14 protein-coding genes are annotated in these 15,129 nt (G+C 63.8%); 8 read left to right on the forward strand and 6 right to left on the reverse strand.

Annotated features, from left to right (window positions below):
* Positions 1–10: 10 nt before the first annotated feature.
* Positions 11–2,161 (forward strand): adenylate/guanylate cyclase domain-containing protein, encoded by a 2,151-nt coding sequence (locus QA645_RS35080; RefSeq protein WP_283045772.1) that lies wholly within the window; start codon positions 11–13, stop codon positions 2,159–2,161.
* Positions 2,162–2,342: 181 nt separating this feature from the next.
* Here QA645_RS35080 and pobA read toward each other — a convergent pair whose 3' ends face one another.
* Entirely contained in the window at positions 2,343–3,515 is a 1,173-nt protein-coding gene (gene pobA, locus QA645_RS35085) for a 4-hydroxybenzoate 3-monooxygenase (protein ID WP_283045773.1), read from the reverse strand.
* Positions 3,516–3,565: 50 nt separating this feature from the next.
* On the opposite strand from pobA, the gene QA645_RS35090 reads away from it, so the two are divergent.
* Positions 3,566–4,471, forward strand: a complete 906-nt coding sequence (locus QA645_RS35090; RefSeq protein ID WP_283045775.1) for a helix-turn-helix domain-containing protein — start codon at positions 3,566–3,568, stop codon at positions 4,469–4,471.
* Positions 4,472–4,479: 8 nt separating this feature from the next.
* Here the strand turns inward: QA645_RS35090 and QA645_RS35095 are convergent, their stop codons facing one another.
* Positions 4,480–4,866 (reverse strand): SPW repeat protein, encoded by a 387-nt coding sequence (locus tag QA645_RS35095; RefSeq protein WP_283045777.1) that lies wholly within the window; start codon positions 4,864–4,866, stop codon positions 4,480–4,482.
* Positions 4,867–4,960: 94 nt separating this feature from the next.
* Positions 4,961–5,932, reverse strand: a complete 972-nt coding sequence (locus QA645_RS35100; RefSeq protein ID WP_349253149.1) for a GlxA family transcriptional regulator — start codon at positions 5,930–5,932, stop codon at positions 4,961–4,963.
* 99 nt (positions 5,933–6,031) lie between these two features.
* Here QA645_RS35100 and QA645_RS35105 point away from each other — a divergent pair, with 99 nt between their 5' ends.
* Entirely contained in the window at positions 6,032–6,421 is a 390-nt protein-coding gene (locus QA645_RS35105; RefSeq protein ID WP_283045779.1) for a nuclear transport factor 2 family protein, read from the forward strand.
* A 504-nt stretch (positions 6,422–6,925) separates the two neighbouring features.
* A complete protein-coding gene (locus QA645_RS35110; RefSeq protein WP_254192213.1) occupies positions 6,926–7,540 on the forward strand; it encodes an NYN domain-containing protein in 615 nt (204 codons plus the stop codon).
* A gap of 24 nt (positions 7,541–7,564) precedes the next feature.
* Here QA645_RS35110 and pcaG read toward each other — a convergent pair whose 3' ends face one another.
* Together pcaG and pcaH are read right to left on the reverse strand one after the other, a co-directional pair.
* Positions 7,565–8,191: a protocatechuate 3,4-dioxygenase subunit alpha gene (pcaG, locus tag QA645_RS35115; RefSeq protein WP_283045781.1), complete on the reverse strand. Its 627-nt coding sequence runs from the start codon at positions 8,189–8,191 to the stop codon at positions 7,565–7,567.
* 3 nt (positions 8,192–8,194) lie between these two features.
* Positions 8,195–8,977: a protocatechuate 3,4-dioxygenase subunit beta gene (pcaH, locus tag QA645_RS35120; protein ID WP_283045783.1), complete on the reverse strand. Its 783-nt coding sequence runs from the start codon at positions 8,975–8,977 to the stop codon at positions 8,195–8,197.
* A 104-nt stretch (positions 8,978–9,081) separates the two neighbouring features.
* Here pcaH and QA645_RS35125 point away from each other — a divergent pair, with 104 nt between their 5' ends.
* From QA645_RS35125 to QA645_RS35140, 4 genes are all read left to right on the forward strand, one after another.
* On the forward strand, positions 9,082–9,999 hold the full coding sequence (locus QA645_RS35125) for a LysR family transcriptional regulator (RefSeq protein ID WP_283045785.1): 918 nt from the start codon (positions 9,082–9,084) through the stop codon (positions 9,997–9,999).
* 92 nt (positions 10,000–10,091) lie between these two features.
* The gene (locus tag QA645_RS35130; protein ID WP_283045786.1) at positions 10,092–11,003 is read left to right on the forward strand and encodes a putative nucleotide-diphospho-sugar transferase; all 912 of its coding nucleotides are present in this window, start codon (positions 10,092–10,094) and stop codon (positions 11,001–11,003) included.
* A gap of 81 nt (positions 11,004–11,084) precedes the next feature.
* Positions 11,085–12,389 (forward strand): nicotinate phosphoribosyltransferase, encoded by a 1,305-nt coding sequence (gene pncB, locus QA645_RS35135; protein ID WP_283045787.1) that lies wholly within the window; start codon positions 11,085–11,087, stop codon positions 12,387–12,389.
* Between the two features lie 245 nt (positions 12,390–12,634).
* Positions 12,635–13,942, forward strand: coding sequence for a GGDEF domain-containing protein (locus QA645_RS35140; protein ID WP_283045788.1), 1,308 nt, complete (start codon positions 12,635–12,637; stop codon positions 13,940–13,942).
* A gap of 9 nt (positions 13,943–13,951) precedes the next feature.
* Here QA645_RS35140 and QA645_RS35145 read toward each other — a convergent pair whose 3' ends face one another.
* Positions 13,952–14,572: a TetR/AcrR family transcriptional regulator gene (locus QA645_RS35145; protein ID WP_254135293.1), complete on the reverse strand. Its 621-nt coding sequence runs from the start codon at positions 14,570–14,572 to the stop codon at positions 13,952–13,954.
* Positions 14,573–15,129: the final 557 nt, after the last annotated feature.

Raw genomic sequence — 15,129 nt, forward strand, 5'->3', positions numbered from 1 at the left:
GACGGCAACGATGCGGCTGATCGGCAAGCGGGACATCGTTGCGGCAATCCTGATTGCGCTCGTTGCGGGTGCGGCCTTCACGTCTCCGCCGTTGCAGACCCTGCAAGGTCTCTCGCTCGACATTCTCACAGCCTTGCGCTGGAAGCTGGTCGGCGACCGCCGCGATCCCGCGACATCGCCGGTCGTCGTCGTAGCGATCGACGGCGAGACCTACGAGACCCCGCCCTTCAAGGGATCGCCGACCCAGACCTGGACACGCGAGATCGGCCGGGTGCTCGGAAGCATCACCGAAGGCGGCGCCAAGGTCATCGGATTTGACGTCATCTTTCCGAGCTCGATCGAGCAGTCGGAAATTCCCTTTGGCGACACATCGTTCGGCAACCGTGTGAAGGGATTTGACCGGGACTATCTCATCGCCCTGCGAAAACTCTCCGACAGCGGCAAGCTCGTGCTCGGCGAGATTCTCAGCAACGACCATCCGGACAGGCCCGATCGCGCGCAGCAACTGGCGGTGAAAAACAACATCCGCGCGCTCAACGTCCATACCGACGCCGACGACGTGATCCGGCGAATGCCGCTGAGCTTTTCCATCGCGGGCCAGCCGATGCCCGCAATGGCCGTCGAACTCACCGCGCGCGCGCTCGCTGCCAAGCCCGAGACCGGGCCGACCGGCGTGACGAATTTGTCGGGCTACGCGATCCCAGGCCCGGTCCCCAACACGCTCACGCTCAACTTCCGCGGCATGGGCCGCGACATCCCCGCCTATTCCTTCGCCGATTTACGCGCCTGTGTCGAGAAGGGAGATGCCGAGTTCTTCCGCCGCGCCTTCGACGGCAAGATCGTGCTGCTCGGCAGCATCCTCAATTTCGACGACCGCAAGCTCACCTCTATGCGCCTGGCCGGCGGATATGACGGGACACCCGGCTCGCGATGCGCCCCGCCCGCGCCTGCGGGCGCGGCGCAACAAGCCCGCAACGCCGTCGCCGGCGTCTTCGTCCACGCCACCGTCGTGCGAAATCTGCTCGAACACGATGCCATCACCGAGCTCGGCTTCCCGCTGCGAGCGATCCTGACAATTGCGTTCGCGGCGATCATTGCCGCGGCCGCCTGCCTGCTCGCTCCGACCGGCGCGGCGATCACCTGGCTTGGGCTCACCGTCGCCTACGCCGCCGTCGCCGTCGGCACGTTCACGCATGCCATCGCGCTGCCCCTGACCGAGCCGGTGCTCGCGGGTCTCGCAGCGCTCGCGCTGATGATCGGCTACCGCTTCGTGATCGCCGACCGTGAGGAACGCTTCCTGCGCAAGAGCTTTGCGTTCTATCTCGCGCCCGAGGTGATCGACGGCATGGTCGCCTCCGGCAAGATGCCGGTGCTTGGCGGCGAGATGCGCAACATCACCATGTTCTTCTCGGACCTCAGTGGCTTCTCCTCGATCGCCGAAAAGATGACGCCGAGCGAGCTGGTCGCGTTGATGAACGACTATCTCTCGGCGATGACAGACATCATCGAAAGCCATGGCGGCTACGTCGACAAATATATCGGCGATTCCATCGTCGCGATGTTCGGCGCGCCGGCCGACGATCCCGATCATGCACGCAACGCGGTCGCCGCCGCGTTGCAATGCCGCGACCGGCTCGAGGAGCTCAACGAAAGCCATCCCGCGTTCCGCGGCCGCGGCCTCGCCCACCGCATCGGGTTGAACAGCGGCGAAGCCGTGGTCGGCAATATCGGCTCGCGCCGGCGCTTCAACTACACCGTCATGAGCGACACCGTGAATCTTGCCTCACGGCTCGAAGGCGCCAACAAATATTTTGGCACCGTGATCATGGCGTCCGAGATGACCGTGGACCAGAGCCGCAACGCCTACACCTGGCGCGAGCTGGACATGGTGAGGGTGCAGGGACGCGACGAGCCGATCAGGGTATACGAGCCGCTCGCCGACGTGAACCAGGAGACGCAGGAGCAGGGTACCCGCGCGGCAGCTTACGCCGAGGGACTCGCATGCTGGCGCGCGCGCGACTTCGCGCAAGCCGCTGCGCTGTTCGAAAGTGCCGCACGCGATGATCCGCCGAGCCGGTATTTTGCCAGGCGTGCCCGAGCCCTGGCAACGAATCCGCCGCCAGGCGAGTGGACACCGGTGAATACGCTCGAAGGGAAGTAGCGATCTCTTACCCTCCCTTGGAGGGGGAGGGTCGGCTCACATTAAGCGCAGCGAAAATGTGAGACGGGGTGGGGTGATCTCTCCCCGCGGGCACTGTTCATCGTGGAGAGACCGTCACCCCACCCCGCTCGCGCTACGCGCGATCGACCCTCCCCCTCCAGGGGAGGGTGAAGGCCGACGCCTAGAACGGCAGCCCCACATAATTCTCCGCGAGCAACCGCTGCGCCGTCTCGGACGACAGCAGGTATTCGAGCTCGGTCTGCTGCAGCCGGTCTTCATAGTCGGAGCGATCCGGGAAACGGTGCAGCATCATCGTCATCCACCACGAGAAGCGTTGCGCCTTCCAGATCCGCGCCAATGCCTTGGCGGAATAGCCCTCCAGTCCGGAATCGTCACCATCCTGATAATGCGCGAGCATCGCGTGGTAGAGGTAATAGATGTCGGAGGCGGCGCTGTTCAGCCCGCGCGCGCCGGTCGGCGGCACGATGTGGGCGGCATCGCCGGCGAGAAACAGGCGGCCATAGCTCATCGGCTCGGCGACGAAGCTGCGCAAGGGAGCGATGCTCTTTTCAATCGAGGGGCCGGTTGTCAAACGGTCGGCGACCTCGTCGGGCAGGCGACACTTCAGCTCCGCCCAGAACGCATCGTCCGACCAGTCCTCGACCTTGTCCGTCAGCGGTACCTGGACGTAATAGCGGCTCAGCACCTGTGAGCGCAGCGAGCAGAGCGCAAAGCCGCGCGCGTGCTTCACGTAGATCAGCTCCGGCGACACCGGTTTCGTGCGCGACAGCACCCCTAACCAGCCGAACGGATAAACCTTCTCGTATTCGCGCAGCACGTCTTTCGGGATCGATTTGCGGCTGACGCCGTGAAATCCATCGGCGCCGACGATGTAGTCGCAGTCGACGCGGATCGCCTCGCCGTTCGATCGATACGTCACGTAGGGCCGGGCGGAGATCAGATCATGCGGCGTCACATCCTCGGCGTTGTGCACGACCTTGCCGCCAAGACGATCGCGCGCCTCATAGAGGTCGCGCGTCAGCTCGGTCTGGCCATAGACCAGCACCGAATTGCCGCCGGAATACCTGTGCAGGTCGATATGGGAGAGCACGCCGTCATGGGCGATCTCGAAGCCGTTGTGGATCTCGCCCTCGCGGTCCATCCGCTCGCCGCATTGCGCCTCGCGCATCAGCCGGGCAAACCCGTGCTCGAGCACGCCGGCGCGGATGCGCGCCAGCACGTGCTCGCGGCTGTATTTCTCCAGCACGATGGTGTCGATGCCCTTCAGGTGCAGGAGTTGGGACAGCAGCAGCCCGGACGGCCCACCGCCGATGATGCAAACCTGGACTTTCATCTTTCCGTCCTCCCGTCGGCACCTTTTTGCAGATTCAGCAGTCCGGACCGATGGAGGGTTTCGCCATTGTCTTGTACTATTCGAACATGAGAACCGCAGCCCCCGCCCCGGCCATCCGGGTCTACAATCTGTTCGGCGAAGCCGGCGACCTGCCCGACGTCGTCCATTGCGAGACGATTGCGTCGCGTTCGGTGCTGCATGACTGGACGCTCGCCGTGCACCGCCACGCCCGTCTGCACCAGGTGCTGCTGATCGAGCGCGGCGGCGGCGAAGCGACGCTCGATGGACGTGTGGTGCCGCTCAAGCCGATGCGGATCGTCAACGTACCGGTCGGCCATGTCCATGGCTTCCGCTTCGTGCCGGGGACCCAGGGCTGGGTGCTGACCATCGCTGCGGAAATCCTGGATGAGGCCCTGCTCGCCGCCGAGGGCCTGCGCGGCGTGCTGTCACGATCGGCCGTGGTGCGCGGCACGCCGCAGATCCGCGCGACGATGAAGCAGATCTTTGCCGAGCACGCCGCGCGCGATTTCGGCCGCGCGCATGTGCTTCGCGCGTTGTCGGCGGCCATGATCGGACTCGTGGCACGCGCGCTGACAGGCGAGAGCGGCACCGGTAGCAGCTCTGAATCAAATCTGTTCCGCCGCTTCGAAGCCCTACTCGAACAACATCATCTGGAGCGCTGGACCGTTGCGGACTATGCGAACACACTGGCGATCACGCCGACCCATCTCAACCGCGTCACACGCGCAGCGACCGGCGACACCGCCTCGCATCTGATCCTGAACCGGCTGATCCGCGAAGCCCGCCGCAACCTCGTCTATACCAACCTGCCGGTCTCGACGATTGCGTACGCGCTCGGCTTCGAGGACCCCGCCTATTTCAGCCGGGTCTACGCCGCCGCCACGGGGCTGTCGCCGCGCGCGTTTCGGGAGCAACTGCTTGGCGGCGAGGGCTGATCCGGGGCCTATTGGTGCGCCCGATTCCCGGTTTCAGTTCGCGCATCCTCCGGATGCCTCTTCTCATAATGCAGGAAGAGATCGAGCAACGCCAGAAGCACGATGGCGATACCGAAACCGATGCTCAGATGCATCGCCCGCGTATGGGGAAATCCGAGCAGCCAGGGCGAAGCGATGAGCCAGACGCCCATCAGGACGTTGATCCATTCCTCCCAGTCCCGGTAGGCGATGATGGCCGCCAGCGAGAGCACGACAATGATGGCGCTGGTGACCCAGAGGTCGATCTTGCCCTGGCTGTTGGTCAGCTTGAACAGCCACGGCGATATAAAGAGGACGGCCGCGAGAAACAGATTGTAGACGTCAGGGGCAGTTTCACGCTCTTGCAGCTTGCTCATGGCAAACCCTCCGCGAGGGATCTGTCGAAGCAAGGGGCGGCGCGCGATTTTGTTCCTATTGGGTGCGGATTGGCTGCCTAGACTTTGGTCTCACTCAGGAACCGAAGCGGCGGCGATAGTCCTGCGGTGCGGTCGCGAGCACGCGCAAGAAGCTGCGGCGCATGGTCTCCTCGGAGCCGAAGCCGCAGCGCTGGGATATCCGCTTCACCGGCAGGCGCGTCTCCGACAGCATTCGCCGCGCAGCTTCCACCCGCAGCCGCTCGATGGCCCGAAGCGGCGTCAGCCCGGTCGCCCTGGCATAATGGCGGCTGAAGCTGCGCTCGCTCATGCCGGCCTCGCGCGCCAGCCTGGACAGAGAGAGATCGCCGGCGAGGTGCGTGCCGATCCACTGGTGCAGCGCGCCGAATTCATCCTCTGCGGATTGCAGCGATAGCGCCTCGCTGAACTGCGCCTGCCCACCGGGCCGCTTGAGAAAGACGACGAGATAACGCGCCACGGCCAGCGCCGTGGCGCGGCCGAGATCTTCCTCGACCAGGGCCAACGCCAGATCGATGCCGGCCGTCACGCCTGCCGAAGTCCAGATCGCACCATCGCGCACGAAGATCGGATCGGGCTCGACGCGCACGGCCGGGAAACGCCGCGCCAGCTCGGCGCAATACGACCAATGGGTCACCGCACGGCGCCCGTCGAGCGCGCCGGATGCACCGAGCAGGAACGCGCCGGTGCAGACCGACGCCACGCGGCGTGCCTTCTTCACCCGCTGCCGCAGCCAGTCCAGCAGCACCGGATCGGAGGCGGCGGCATCAACGCCCGGACCTCCCGCAACCAGCAACGTGTCCAGCCCGCTGCCGGCGCGCGGCAGCAGCTCCGTTGCAATCTCCAATCCCGAGGATGCCGTTACACACGCGCGGCCTTTCGCCACCACGCGAAGCACATAAGGCGGCGTTCCGCCGGCCTCCGCGATCTGCTCGTTGGCGGTCGCGAAGACCTGGAGCGGACCGGTGACGTCGAGCAGTTGCACCGACGGATAGGCCAGCACCTCGATCACCCGCGCGGAGTTCCGCATGGCGCGTGACCTGGAGCTTGGCGAGAAACGAGGGTTCTTTGGCATTTGCGCCAAAGCGTGCCCGGTTATGTTGCCGCTGTCCAGCCTCGAGGAGAGACCATGACCACCAAGACTTTCATCAAGACCGCCCCGCCGGACTGGCTTCTCGCGATGTGGAAGGAGATCGACGACAAGACCTTCGGCAAGGGTTTTGACTGTTTCGCCGAAGACGCGATCTGCAATCTCGGCGTCGCCGACTGGCACGGCCGCGAGGCGATCCGCAATAATCTGCGGCAGTTCATCGACCGCGGCTTTACCGCGCTCCATGACGTCGTCGAGTTCTGGGATAGTCCCGAGCTCAAGATCTTCCACGGCAAGGTCGCGATGCGCTTCGACGATCCCACCATCGCAGCCGTGAGGCCGACGATGGCCCATTTCTTCTACATGGACGAAAAGGACCCCAACAAGGTCAAGCGCTGGATCGGCGCGGTGGGACCGACCGGCTTCTAGCCGGCGCGCCGCCGACAAAACGCGGCGGTGCAAGCTCAACCACGATAAGAGAGCCGGCCTCATCATCGGATGCGGCCGGCTTATTCCTGGTCACGTGAAGGGAACGTCGAAGACGACGACCTCCTCCGGCCCTCCTGCAAGTTGATCGCGAAGGAATACACGAAGGCGGCCATAACCGGGATCGGGTGAATTTGGACCGGGCCCGCCCCTATTCCCGGCGCGTCTACTTACCTTCGTATAGAACGACCAACCCTTTTGATAGAATTCGTTTACCTCCGTACGATTGAGCCCGGAATGCCCACGCCTTATCGTGGCTGCATTCGGCGCCCAGGCGCTGGTGGCACGGGACCTCCCTAACCTTGGCGCAAGACGGCCACACCCTGTCCGGTCGTCTGCGCCGCCTTTTCAGCAGGCCGTAGCCACCTTCGTGTTTCCCCGGCCGCCACATCGAGCCCTCGCGGTCGAAACTGCCGGCTTCCATGCGAAACTGGAGCTTCGTGCATAATGTCTTCGTTTGAGAAGATCGCACTCTTTATCGATGGCTCCAATCTCCATGCCACCTCCAAGGCGCTCGGTTTCGACATCGATTACAGGCGTCTGCTCAGCGAATTTCGCAGCCGAGGCGTGTTGCTGCGAGCCTTCTATTACACGACCGTCATCGAGGATCAGGAATACTCGTCAATCCGCCCATTGATCGACTGGCTCGACTATAACGGGTATACCGTCGTCACCAAGTTCTCCAAGGAGTTCGTCGACGCCACCACCGGCCGCCGCAAGATGAAGGGCAGCATGGATGTGGACCTCGCCGTGACGGCGATGGAGCTCGCCGGACACGTCGATCAGATGGTGTTGTTCTCGGGCGACGGAGATTTTCGGTCGCTGGTTCAGGCGGTGCAACGCCGCGGCGTCCGGGTGACCGTCATCTCCACGCTAGCCAGCCAGCCGCCGATGATCGCCGACGAACTGCGCCGGCAGGCGGACATCTTCGTTGACCTGGCGGAACTGAAGCCGAAAGTGGGACGCGATCCGGCGGAACGGCCGGGATCGCGCGAGATGCGTCAGCAACCGCCACAATTCAACGCGCGCGGGTCGGTGAATCGAAGCGACCGGCTGGAATGATCCGGCGCGACGATCCCCGGGTCGTCAGACGTCGAAGAACACCGTCTCGTCGGGCCCCTGCAGATTGATCGTGAAGGAATAAACAACCTTGCCGGCACGCTCGCTGCGGGTCGCGATCAGCGTCTTGCGACGCATTGGAGGTTCGACCAGATTGAGCACCGGATCGGCGGCGTTTGCGGCTTCTTCGTCGGAGAAATAAAGCCGCGTGTTGAGCCCGATATTGATGCCGCGCGCGACAATCCAGATGTTGACGTACGGCGCGCATTTGCGCCCCGCCTTGTCGGTGATGGCGCCCGGCTTGATGGTCTCGAAGGTGACGAGCCCATTCTCGAAATCCGAGCCGCCGCGGCCCCAGCCGCGAAAATCCCCGTCCAAAGCGCCGGCGGAGCGATCGGCCGGATGATTGTAGCGGCCGACCGCGTTGGCCTGCCAGATCTCGAGCAGAACGTCGCGCAGTGGCGAACCGCTGCCGTCGATCACCTTGCCTTCCAGCGTGATGCGCTCGCCCTGCGTGTTCGGCGTCACCAGCACGTTGGAAAAATTCTTCTCGAAAATGTCGAAGCCGGCCATGGCCGGAATCAGGCCGATATGGACGTAGGGCCCGGCAGTCTGCGAAGCGGTTTCCTTGAGATAGTTGAGCGGCTGCGGCATGGCTCAGTTCCCCTCCGGGCGGTTCTCGAAATAAGTGGAGCGCTGACCGCGCAGCACGATGTCGAAGCGATAGGCGAGCGAGTCGAACGGCGTCGAGGCGTTAAGGTCGAGCGGCGCGACCAGACGTTCGAGCGCGTCCTTGTCCGGGATCGTCGTCAGGATCGGGCAGACCGGAATAAGCGGATCACCCTCGAAGTACATCTGCGTGATCAGCCGCTGTGCAAAGCCCGAGCCGAACACCGAGAAGTGGATATGGGCAGGACGCCAGCTGTTGACGAAGTTGCGCCAGGGATAGGGGCCCGGCTTCACGGTACGGAAATAATAGTAGCCGGTGTCGTCAGTCAGCGCGCGGCCGCAGCCGCCGAAATTCGGATCGATCGGCGCGAGATAGGTGTCCTTCTTGTGCCGGTAGCGGCCGCCGGCATTGGCCTGCCAGAACTCGACCAGCGTGTTCGGCACGCCGCGGCCGGTCTCGTCCAGCACGCGGCCGTGGACGATGATGCGTTCGCCGACGGGATCGCCGTCCTTGGCGTAGTTGCGGATCAAATCGTTGTCGAGCGGCCCGAGATCGTTATGGCCGAACACTGGCCCGGTGATCTCCGAGACCGAGTTCTCGATCGATAGCAGCGCCTGGCGCGGCGAACGCAGCACCGAGGATTTGTAGCCGGGCGCGTAGGCCGGCGGATGGATGGTGCGGTCGCGCTGGAAGAAGCCGCCGTCACGCGGGGTGAACGGCTCGGGGCTGTTGAGGCGGGGATCCCTTAAGGCTGGCGCCTGGACATTCATCGGCGTTGTCTCTCCCTGTAGCGCCTCGGTCCGGGCGCGCGGCTTATCGGGAGATCATGGGCCGGCCTATTCCACAGATAAATAGATCGATTATAATATATTGCATGAAAGAAATCGATCATTTGGCGCTGGACGGCCACGCCCTCGAACTGTTCCTCGCCGTGCTGGAGGAGGGTTCGGTGACGGCCGCCGCGACCCGGCTCGGCCTGACGCAATCGGCCGTCAGTCACGCCCTGAACAAGTTGCGGCGGATCGCGGGAGATCCGCTGTTCGCCAAATCCGGCCGCGGCATCGTCGCGACCGCCCATGCCCAGGCGCTGGCCGCAAAGGCGCGGGCGCTGATCGACGAGATGCGCAGCTTCGCCGGCGGCGTCACGTTTGAACCGGCAAGCGCCCAGCTTTCGCTGACGATCGCTGCGAATGATTTCCAGCGCGACCTGCTGCTGCCGCGCTTCTTCGGACATGTCGCCGCGCAGGTGAAGAGCCTCAATCTGCGCGTGATCCCGTCGCAGTCGCCCTCACCTGCCATGTTGCGCGAGAATCGGTGCGATCTCCTGATCACACCGCTGCCGCCGTCCGGCATCGACATCGTGCAGAAGCGACTGCTGCGGGATCATTACGTGTGCTATTTCGATCCCAAGGCACGGGCCGCACCGGGCAGTCGCAGCGCCTATCTCGCCGCGCGCCACATCACCGTGGTCTACACCGACAACGAGCGGCTCGACTTCGACCGCCGGCTCGCCGCGAACGGCTTTCACCGCGACATCGCCATCTCCGTGCCGAGCTTTTCCGGCGTGCCGTCGTTCCTGCGCGGGACGCAGATGCTGGCGAGCATGCCGAGCCTGCTGGCGCCCGGCGTGATGCACGGCTTCGCGCATGCGCGGATTCCGCTAGCCTCGCGCACACGCACGCTGGCCGAGCTGCCGATGTTCATGGTCTGGCACCAGCGTTATCAGAAGGACCCGGCGCATCGCTGGATTCGCGCGCAACTGGAGTCCATGGCAGCGACGGCCGCCGCCTGAATCCGACGCGTCGATTGCGAACGACGGTTCATTGGCGACACCACAAGGACGTGCGAAGGCAACGCCGATGCGAAGGCGTTCGGAGAAGCCTTGTGAAGTCCAGCCTGTGCCTTCTGACGGCCTGCGATTCCCTTCAGAGGCCGCTTGCCGACTTCACGATTCCCCGCATGCAAGCCTTCGCGGCAGCACAGGGATACCAGCAGCGTTTCGTTCACCGCAATGATTGGAAACGTCCGCGCGGATGGCTGAAGATCGAGGTGATCCGCGCCGCTCTCGAAGACAATTTCGACTTCGTGCTCTGGATGGACGTCGATGCCGTCGTGCTCCGTAACGATGTCGATGTCAGGACCGCGGCGATAGATGCCGCCGACCTGCACATGGCCTGGCACGGTCCCGATACATCCGAGATCATGGCCGCCGATTTCGTGCCGCACTTCAATTCAGGCGTCATGCTGATCCGCGTGACCGACTGGTCGCGCGCGTTTTTCGAACGGGTCTGGGAGATCGGCCAGGTGCAGCATGCCTGGTTCGACCAGGCGACCATCCTCCACGCGCTCGGCTACGATGACTGTCTGGGACTTGGACCGGATCGCCCGGACGAACCCAACCGGTCTCATGTCGCGCGTCTCGACACGGCCTGGAATTCGATCCCCGGGCTCGCCACCGCGCCGGACCCGATCGTTCACCACTATGCCGGGATCAGCAATCCGTCGACGCGGCTCAAGATGGTCGAGGCGGATGCCCTGACGGCGTCGATGCGCGAAGGGCTCGATGCCGATGTGCGTCAGGCGATCGCCCGCCAGTTCGGCCTGTGGCGCGAGGACGCGGCCATGCGCGACTGGGTCACCGGCGAGCGGGATTCCGCCCTCGCCAAACGGTACGAGCTCGCGTCGGAGCGGGATCAGGCGCGGGCGCAATTGGCGGCGGTCCACCGCTCGACGTCCTGGCGGGTGACAGCGCCGCTGCGCTGGACCAAGACGTTGTTTCAGCGCCGGTCACGATAGTGCTTGCCAGCAGCCGCGGCGGTGGCCTGCCCTTCGCCAAACCCACTGGTTGCGCGCGGGCGGCCACGCTAGAATTCGGCCATGACAGTGACCGATATCGCGAGCCGAACCTACAATCACAGCTGGCGGCTGGATCCCATCATCCGCAGCCTGCTTGATACCGACTTTTATAAGCTGTTGATGTTACAGATGATTCGGGAATCATACCCGCATCAGCAGGTGACATTTTCGGTCATCAACCGCTCGCGCCATGTCCGCCTTGCCGAGATCATCGACGAGGGCGAGCTTCGCGCTCAGCTCGACCATGCCCGCACCATCCGCTTCACCAAGAAGGAGCTGATCTGGCTTGCCGGTAACACCTTCTACGGCAAGACCCATATGTTCTCGGCGGATTTCATCCGCTGGCTGTCCGAATTCCGCCTGCCCGAATACGAGCTGCGCAAGGTCGAGGGGCAGTACGAGCTGCATTTCCACGGGCCCTGGACCCACACCACGATGTGGGAGATTCCAGCACTCGCCATCCTCAACGAGTTGCGTTCGCGCTCGGCGATGAAGGGCCGCGGCCGTTTCGAGCTCGACGTGCTCTATGCGCGCGCCAAGGCCAAGTTGTGGACCAAGGTGGAGCGGCTGCGCAAGCTGGAGAATCTGAGGCTCTCTGACTTCGGCACCCGCCGCCGGCATGGCTTCCTGTGGCAACGCTGGTGCGTGGAGGCGGTGAAGGAAGGGCTGGGTTCGTCCTTCATCGGCACCTCCAACGTGCTGCTCGCGATGGACAACGATCTCGAGGCCATCGGCACCAACGCTCATGAACTGCCGATGGTCGCCGCCGCACTCGCCAAGGACGACGAGGAATTGCGCTGGGCGCCCTATCGCATTCTCGATCAGTGGCGCCAGACCTATGGCGGCAACCTGCTGATCGCACTGCCGGATGCTTTCGGCACCAAAGCCTTCCTGCGCGACGCGCCGGAATGGGTGGCCGACTGGACCGGCTTCCGCCCCGACAGCGCGCCGCCGATCCAGGCCGGCGAGGAAATCGTCGCCTGGTGGGAGAAGAAGGGCCGCAACCCCAAGGACAAGCTGCTCGTGTTCTCCGACGCGATGGATGTCGGCTCGATCGAGGAGACCTATCACCACTTCTCCGGTCGCGTGCGCCTCTCGTTCGGCTGGGGCACCAACCTCACCAATGATTTCGTCGGCTGCGCGCCGGACGGCTCGTTCAATCTCGATCCCATCTCGCTGGTCTGCAAGGTGTCGTCGGTCGACGGACACCCCGCGGTCAAGCTCTCCGACAATCCGGAGAAGGCGACCGGCATGCCCTCGGAGATCGAGCGTTATCTGCGCGTGTTCGGCGATGCCGGCCGTGTCCGCAAGCCGGTGCTGGTCTAGTCCGATCCAAATTCTCTCAATCGGGTAAATCGCGCCGGTCGGATTCGCGACATCGGCGCGCCGATGCCGCGCTGGTTCCGGTTCAGCGGCATTTGCGACGATCTGCGCGCATCCGTTTCACAGCGCTTTCACCCTGCGAGACAGTCTCTCTGCTCTTTCAGGTTGAGTTAAGCAGCGTTCCCGCCTCATTGGCGTTATCAGCGGAACGCTCCGCTGGGATCGTTGAGTGATTTGGGGAACGCAGAGTGTTTCGCAGAACTGCAGCGTCGGCGAAGGAACGCAGCTTCCTTCACGTCATCAAGCTCGTCTCGCCTTTCGTCATGGTCGTCGTACTTCAGGCGGCGATCGCGGGATTCAGCCTGGAGGTGATGTCATCGGTTCGCGCCTATGTCGCGGGCGAAGCGATGTGGTCGCGCTCGCAGAAGAACGCCGTCTATTCCCTCAATCTCTATCTGCGTTCGGGCGAAGCCCACCAGTTCGCGCGGTATCAGAGTTCTCTCGCCGTGCCGATCGGCGACGAATATGCGAGATGGGCCCTCGAGGGCGATCCGGTCGACGTCGAGCTCGCGCGCATCGGCTTCCTGCAAGGCGGCAACCATCCCGATGATGTTCCCGGCCTGATCTGGCTGTTCCGCTATTTCAACAAGGTCAGCTTCCTGCGCGAAGCGATCCGCGAGTGGACTGCCACCGATCCGATGCTGCTGGAGCTCAGCGTGTTCGGTGAAGTCATCAAGAGTGAACTTAAGAACGGCCCCATTGGGGATAGCGACCGGCTGCAATTCCTGTCGTCGCGGCTGTCGGAGCTCAACAGGCAGTTCACGGGTCATGCCGAGCGGTTCTCGACGGTGCTGGGCGAAGGCTCCCGCGCCATCAAGTTCACGCTGACATGCCTCAACATCGTCACCGCCGCGACCCTGATCCTGCTCCTGATCTGGCACACGCGGCGACTGGTGCTGCAACGGCAGGCGTTCGAGGATGCGCTGCATGCCGAGAAGGAGCGCCTCGCCTTTCAGGCTTCGCATGACTGGCTGACCGGCCTCGCCAACCGGCGGGCCTTCGAGGCGCGCCTGCAGAGCGAGCTCGATGGTCGCGGCGAAAATACGCTGAGCCTGATCCTGCTCGACCTCGACCAGTTCAAAAGCGTCAACGACGGCTGCGGTCATCTCGCCGGAGATCGGCTGCTGTGTCAGGTCGCGCGACTGTTGCAGCAGGAGCGGCGGCCACCGGATCTGGTCGCACGGCTCGGCGGCGACGAGTTCGGCCTGATCCTGCCGCAATGCGCGCCGTACGACGCCGTCGACATCGCCGAGCGGCTGCGGCGGTCGCTCGAGCTGTTCAACTTCGCCTGGGACGATCAATGCTTTGCGGTGACCGCCAGCATCGGCGTCGCCTGCATTGCCGACGCCGACACCACGCTCGAAGAGGCGATGCGCCGGGCGGACGTGGCCTGCTATCGCGCCAAGGAAAAGGGACGCAACCGGGTTCAAGTCGACAACGGAAAACCGGACGTCGTGCTCGTCGCAGCGCGGCCGCGCGAAGCTGCCCGCGCGTGACCGTCGCAATTACCGCGCCGGCAGGATCCCGAGACCCAGGAGATGCGCGTCCAGGAACTGCGTGACCTGCTGGCGAAGCATCTGTGGCGGCACCGCGATCATTCGTTCTTCGAGGCCGAGCGAGATGATTCCATGCACTGCGGAGAACAGCGTGCGCGACAATAGTGCGATCTTCACGTCATCCGCATCCGGCAGCACACGCACCAGAGGCGGATGCATCAACGCGAAGGCGTCCATCACCATCTGAAGAATGTCGTCGGGATAGGGACGGTCGTCTTCCATCCGATGCTCGAACAGCGAGCGCAACAGATTGGCGTTTTCGGCGAAGAATTCGAGATAGGTCTCCGCCAGACCATAGAGCTGGCGGACCGGATCCTCAGCCGGAACCTTGCCCAGCCGCGCCGTCAGCGCCTGAACCGTTTCCCGATTGACCGTCAGGATCACCCCGTCGAAGTCGCCGAATTCATTATAGACGCTGCCGACCGAGCAACCCGCGGCCTCGGCCACGTCCCGAACCTTCAACGATCTCAATCCCTTAGTCGCGATAATGCTGCGGGCGATCTCCAGGATCTGGAGACGCCGTCGATTTTTTTTCTGGTCTCGCAGCGATTCTTCTTGAACATTGTTCATTTTCAAGCTACTCATGTGAACATTGTTCAAATTAACTCGGAGACCAGCAAAATGCAAACCCTCGCTGTTGATATCGCCGCCACCTTTCTCGATGACGCCGCGGCCCTCTTGAGCGGCTTCGGCCGCGCCGTGCTGCGGATCGTCATGGCCCCGGTCGATCGGATCGCAAATGCCTGCGACATTGCCGGCGTCCTCGCCGAGCGCCGCGCAACCTTCCGGATGTGGCGGTCCAGCCGGGCCCGTGCCCGCCACGAGCGCCGCCGCTTCAGCCTGCTCGGCCGCTTGAACCCCTTCCGCCATCTCGCCCACCTCACCTGAGGGGAAGCCGGTGCGCATGCGAATCCACTCGAATGCGAGGATTGGCCGCAACAAAAGACTCAATATGTCCGGAGATTCGTGGCCGATGCCGCTGATGTCGGAGATGCCGTTCAGCTTTTCCTCATCGGCCGTCGCGATATCCCCGTAAGCGCGGCAATTCCGCCCGAAACCGCGGCCGCAACCGGATAATTGCGAACCTAACGAGACCACCTGGAGACCAACAGGATCGGAAGGACCGA

The organism is Bradyrhizobium sp. CIAT3101 (genome assembly GCF_029714945.1).
Classification (GTDB): domain Bacteria; phylum Pseudomonadota; class Alphaproteobacteria; order Rhizobiales; family Xanthobacteraceae; genus Bradyrhizobium.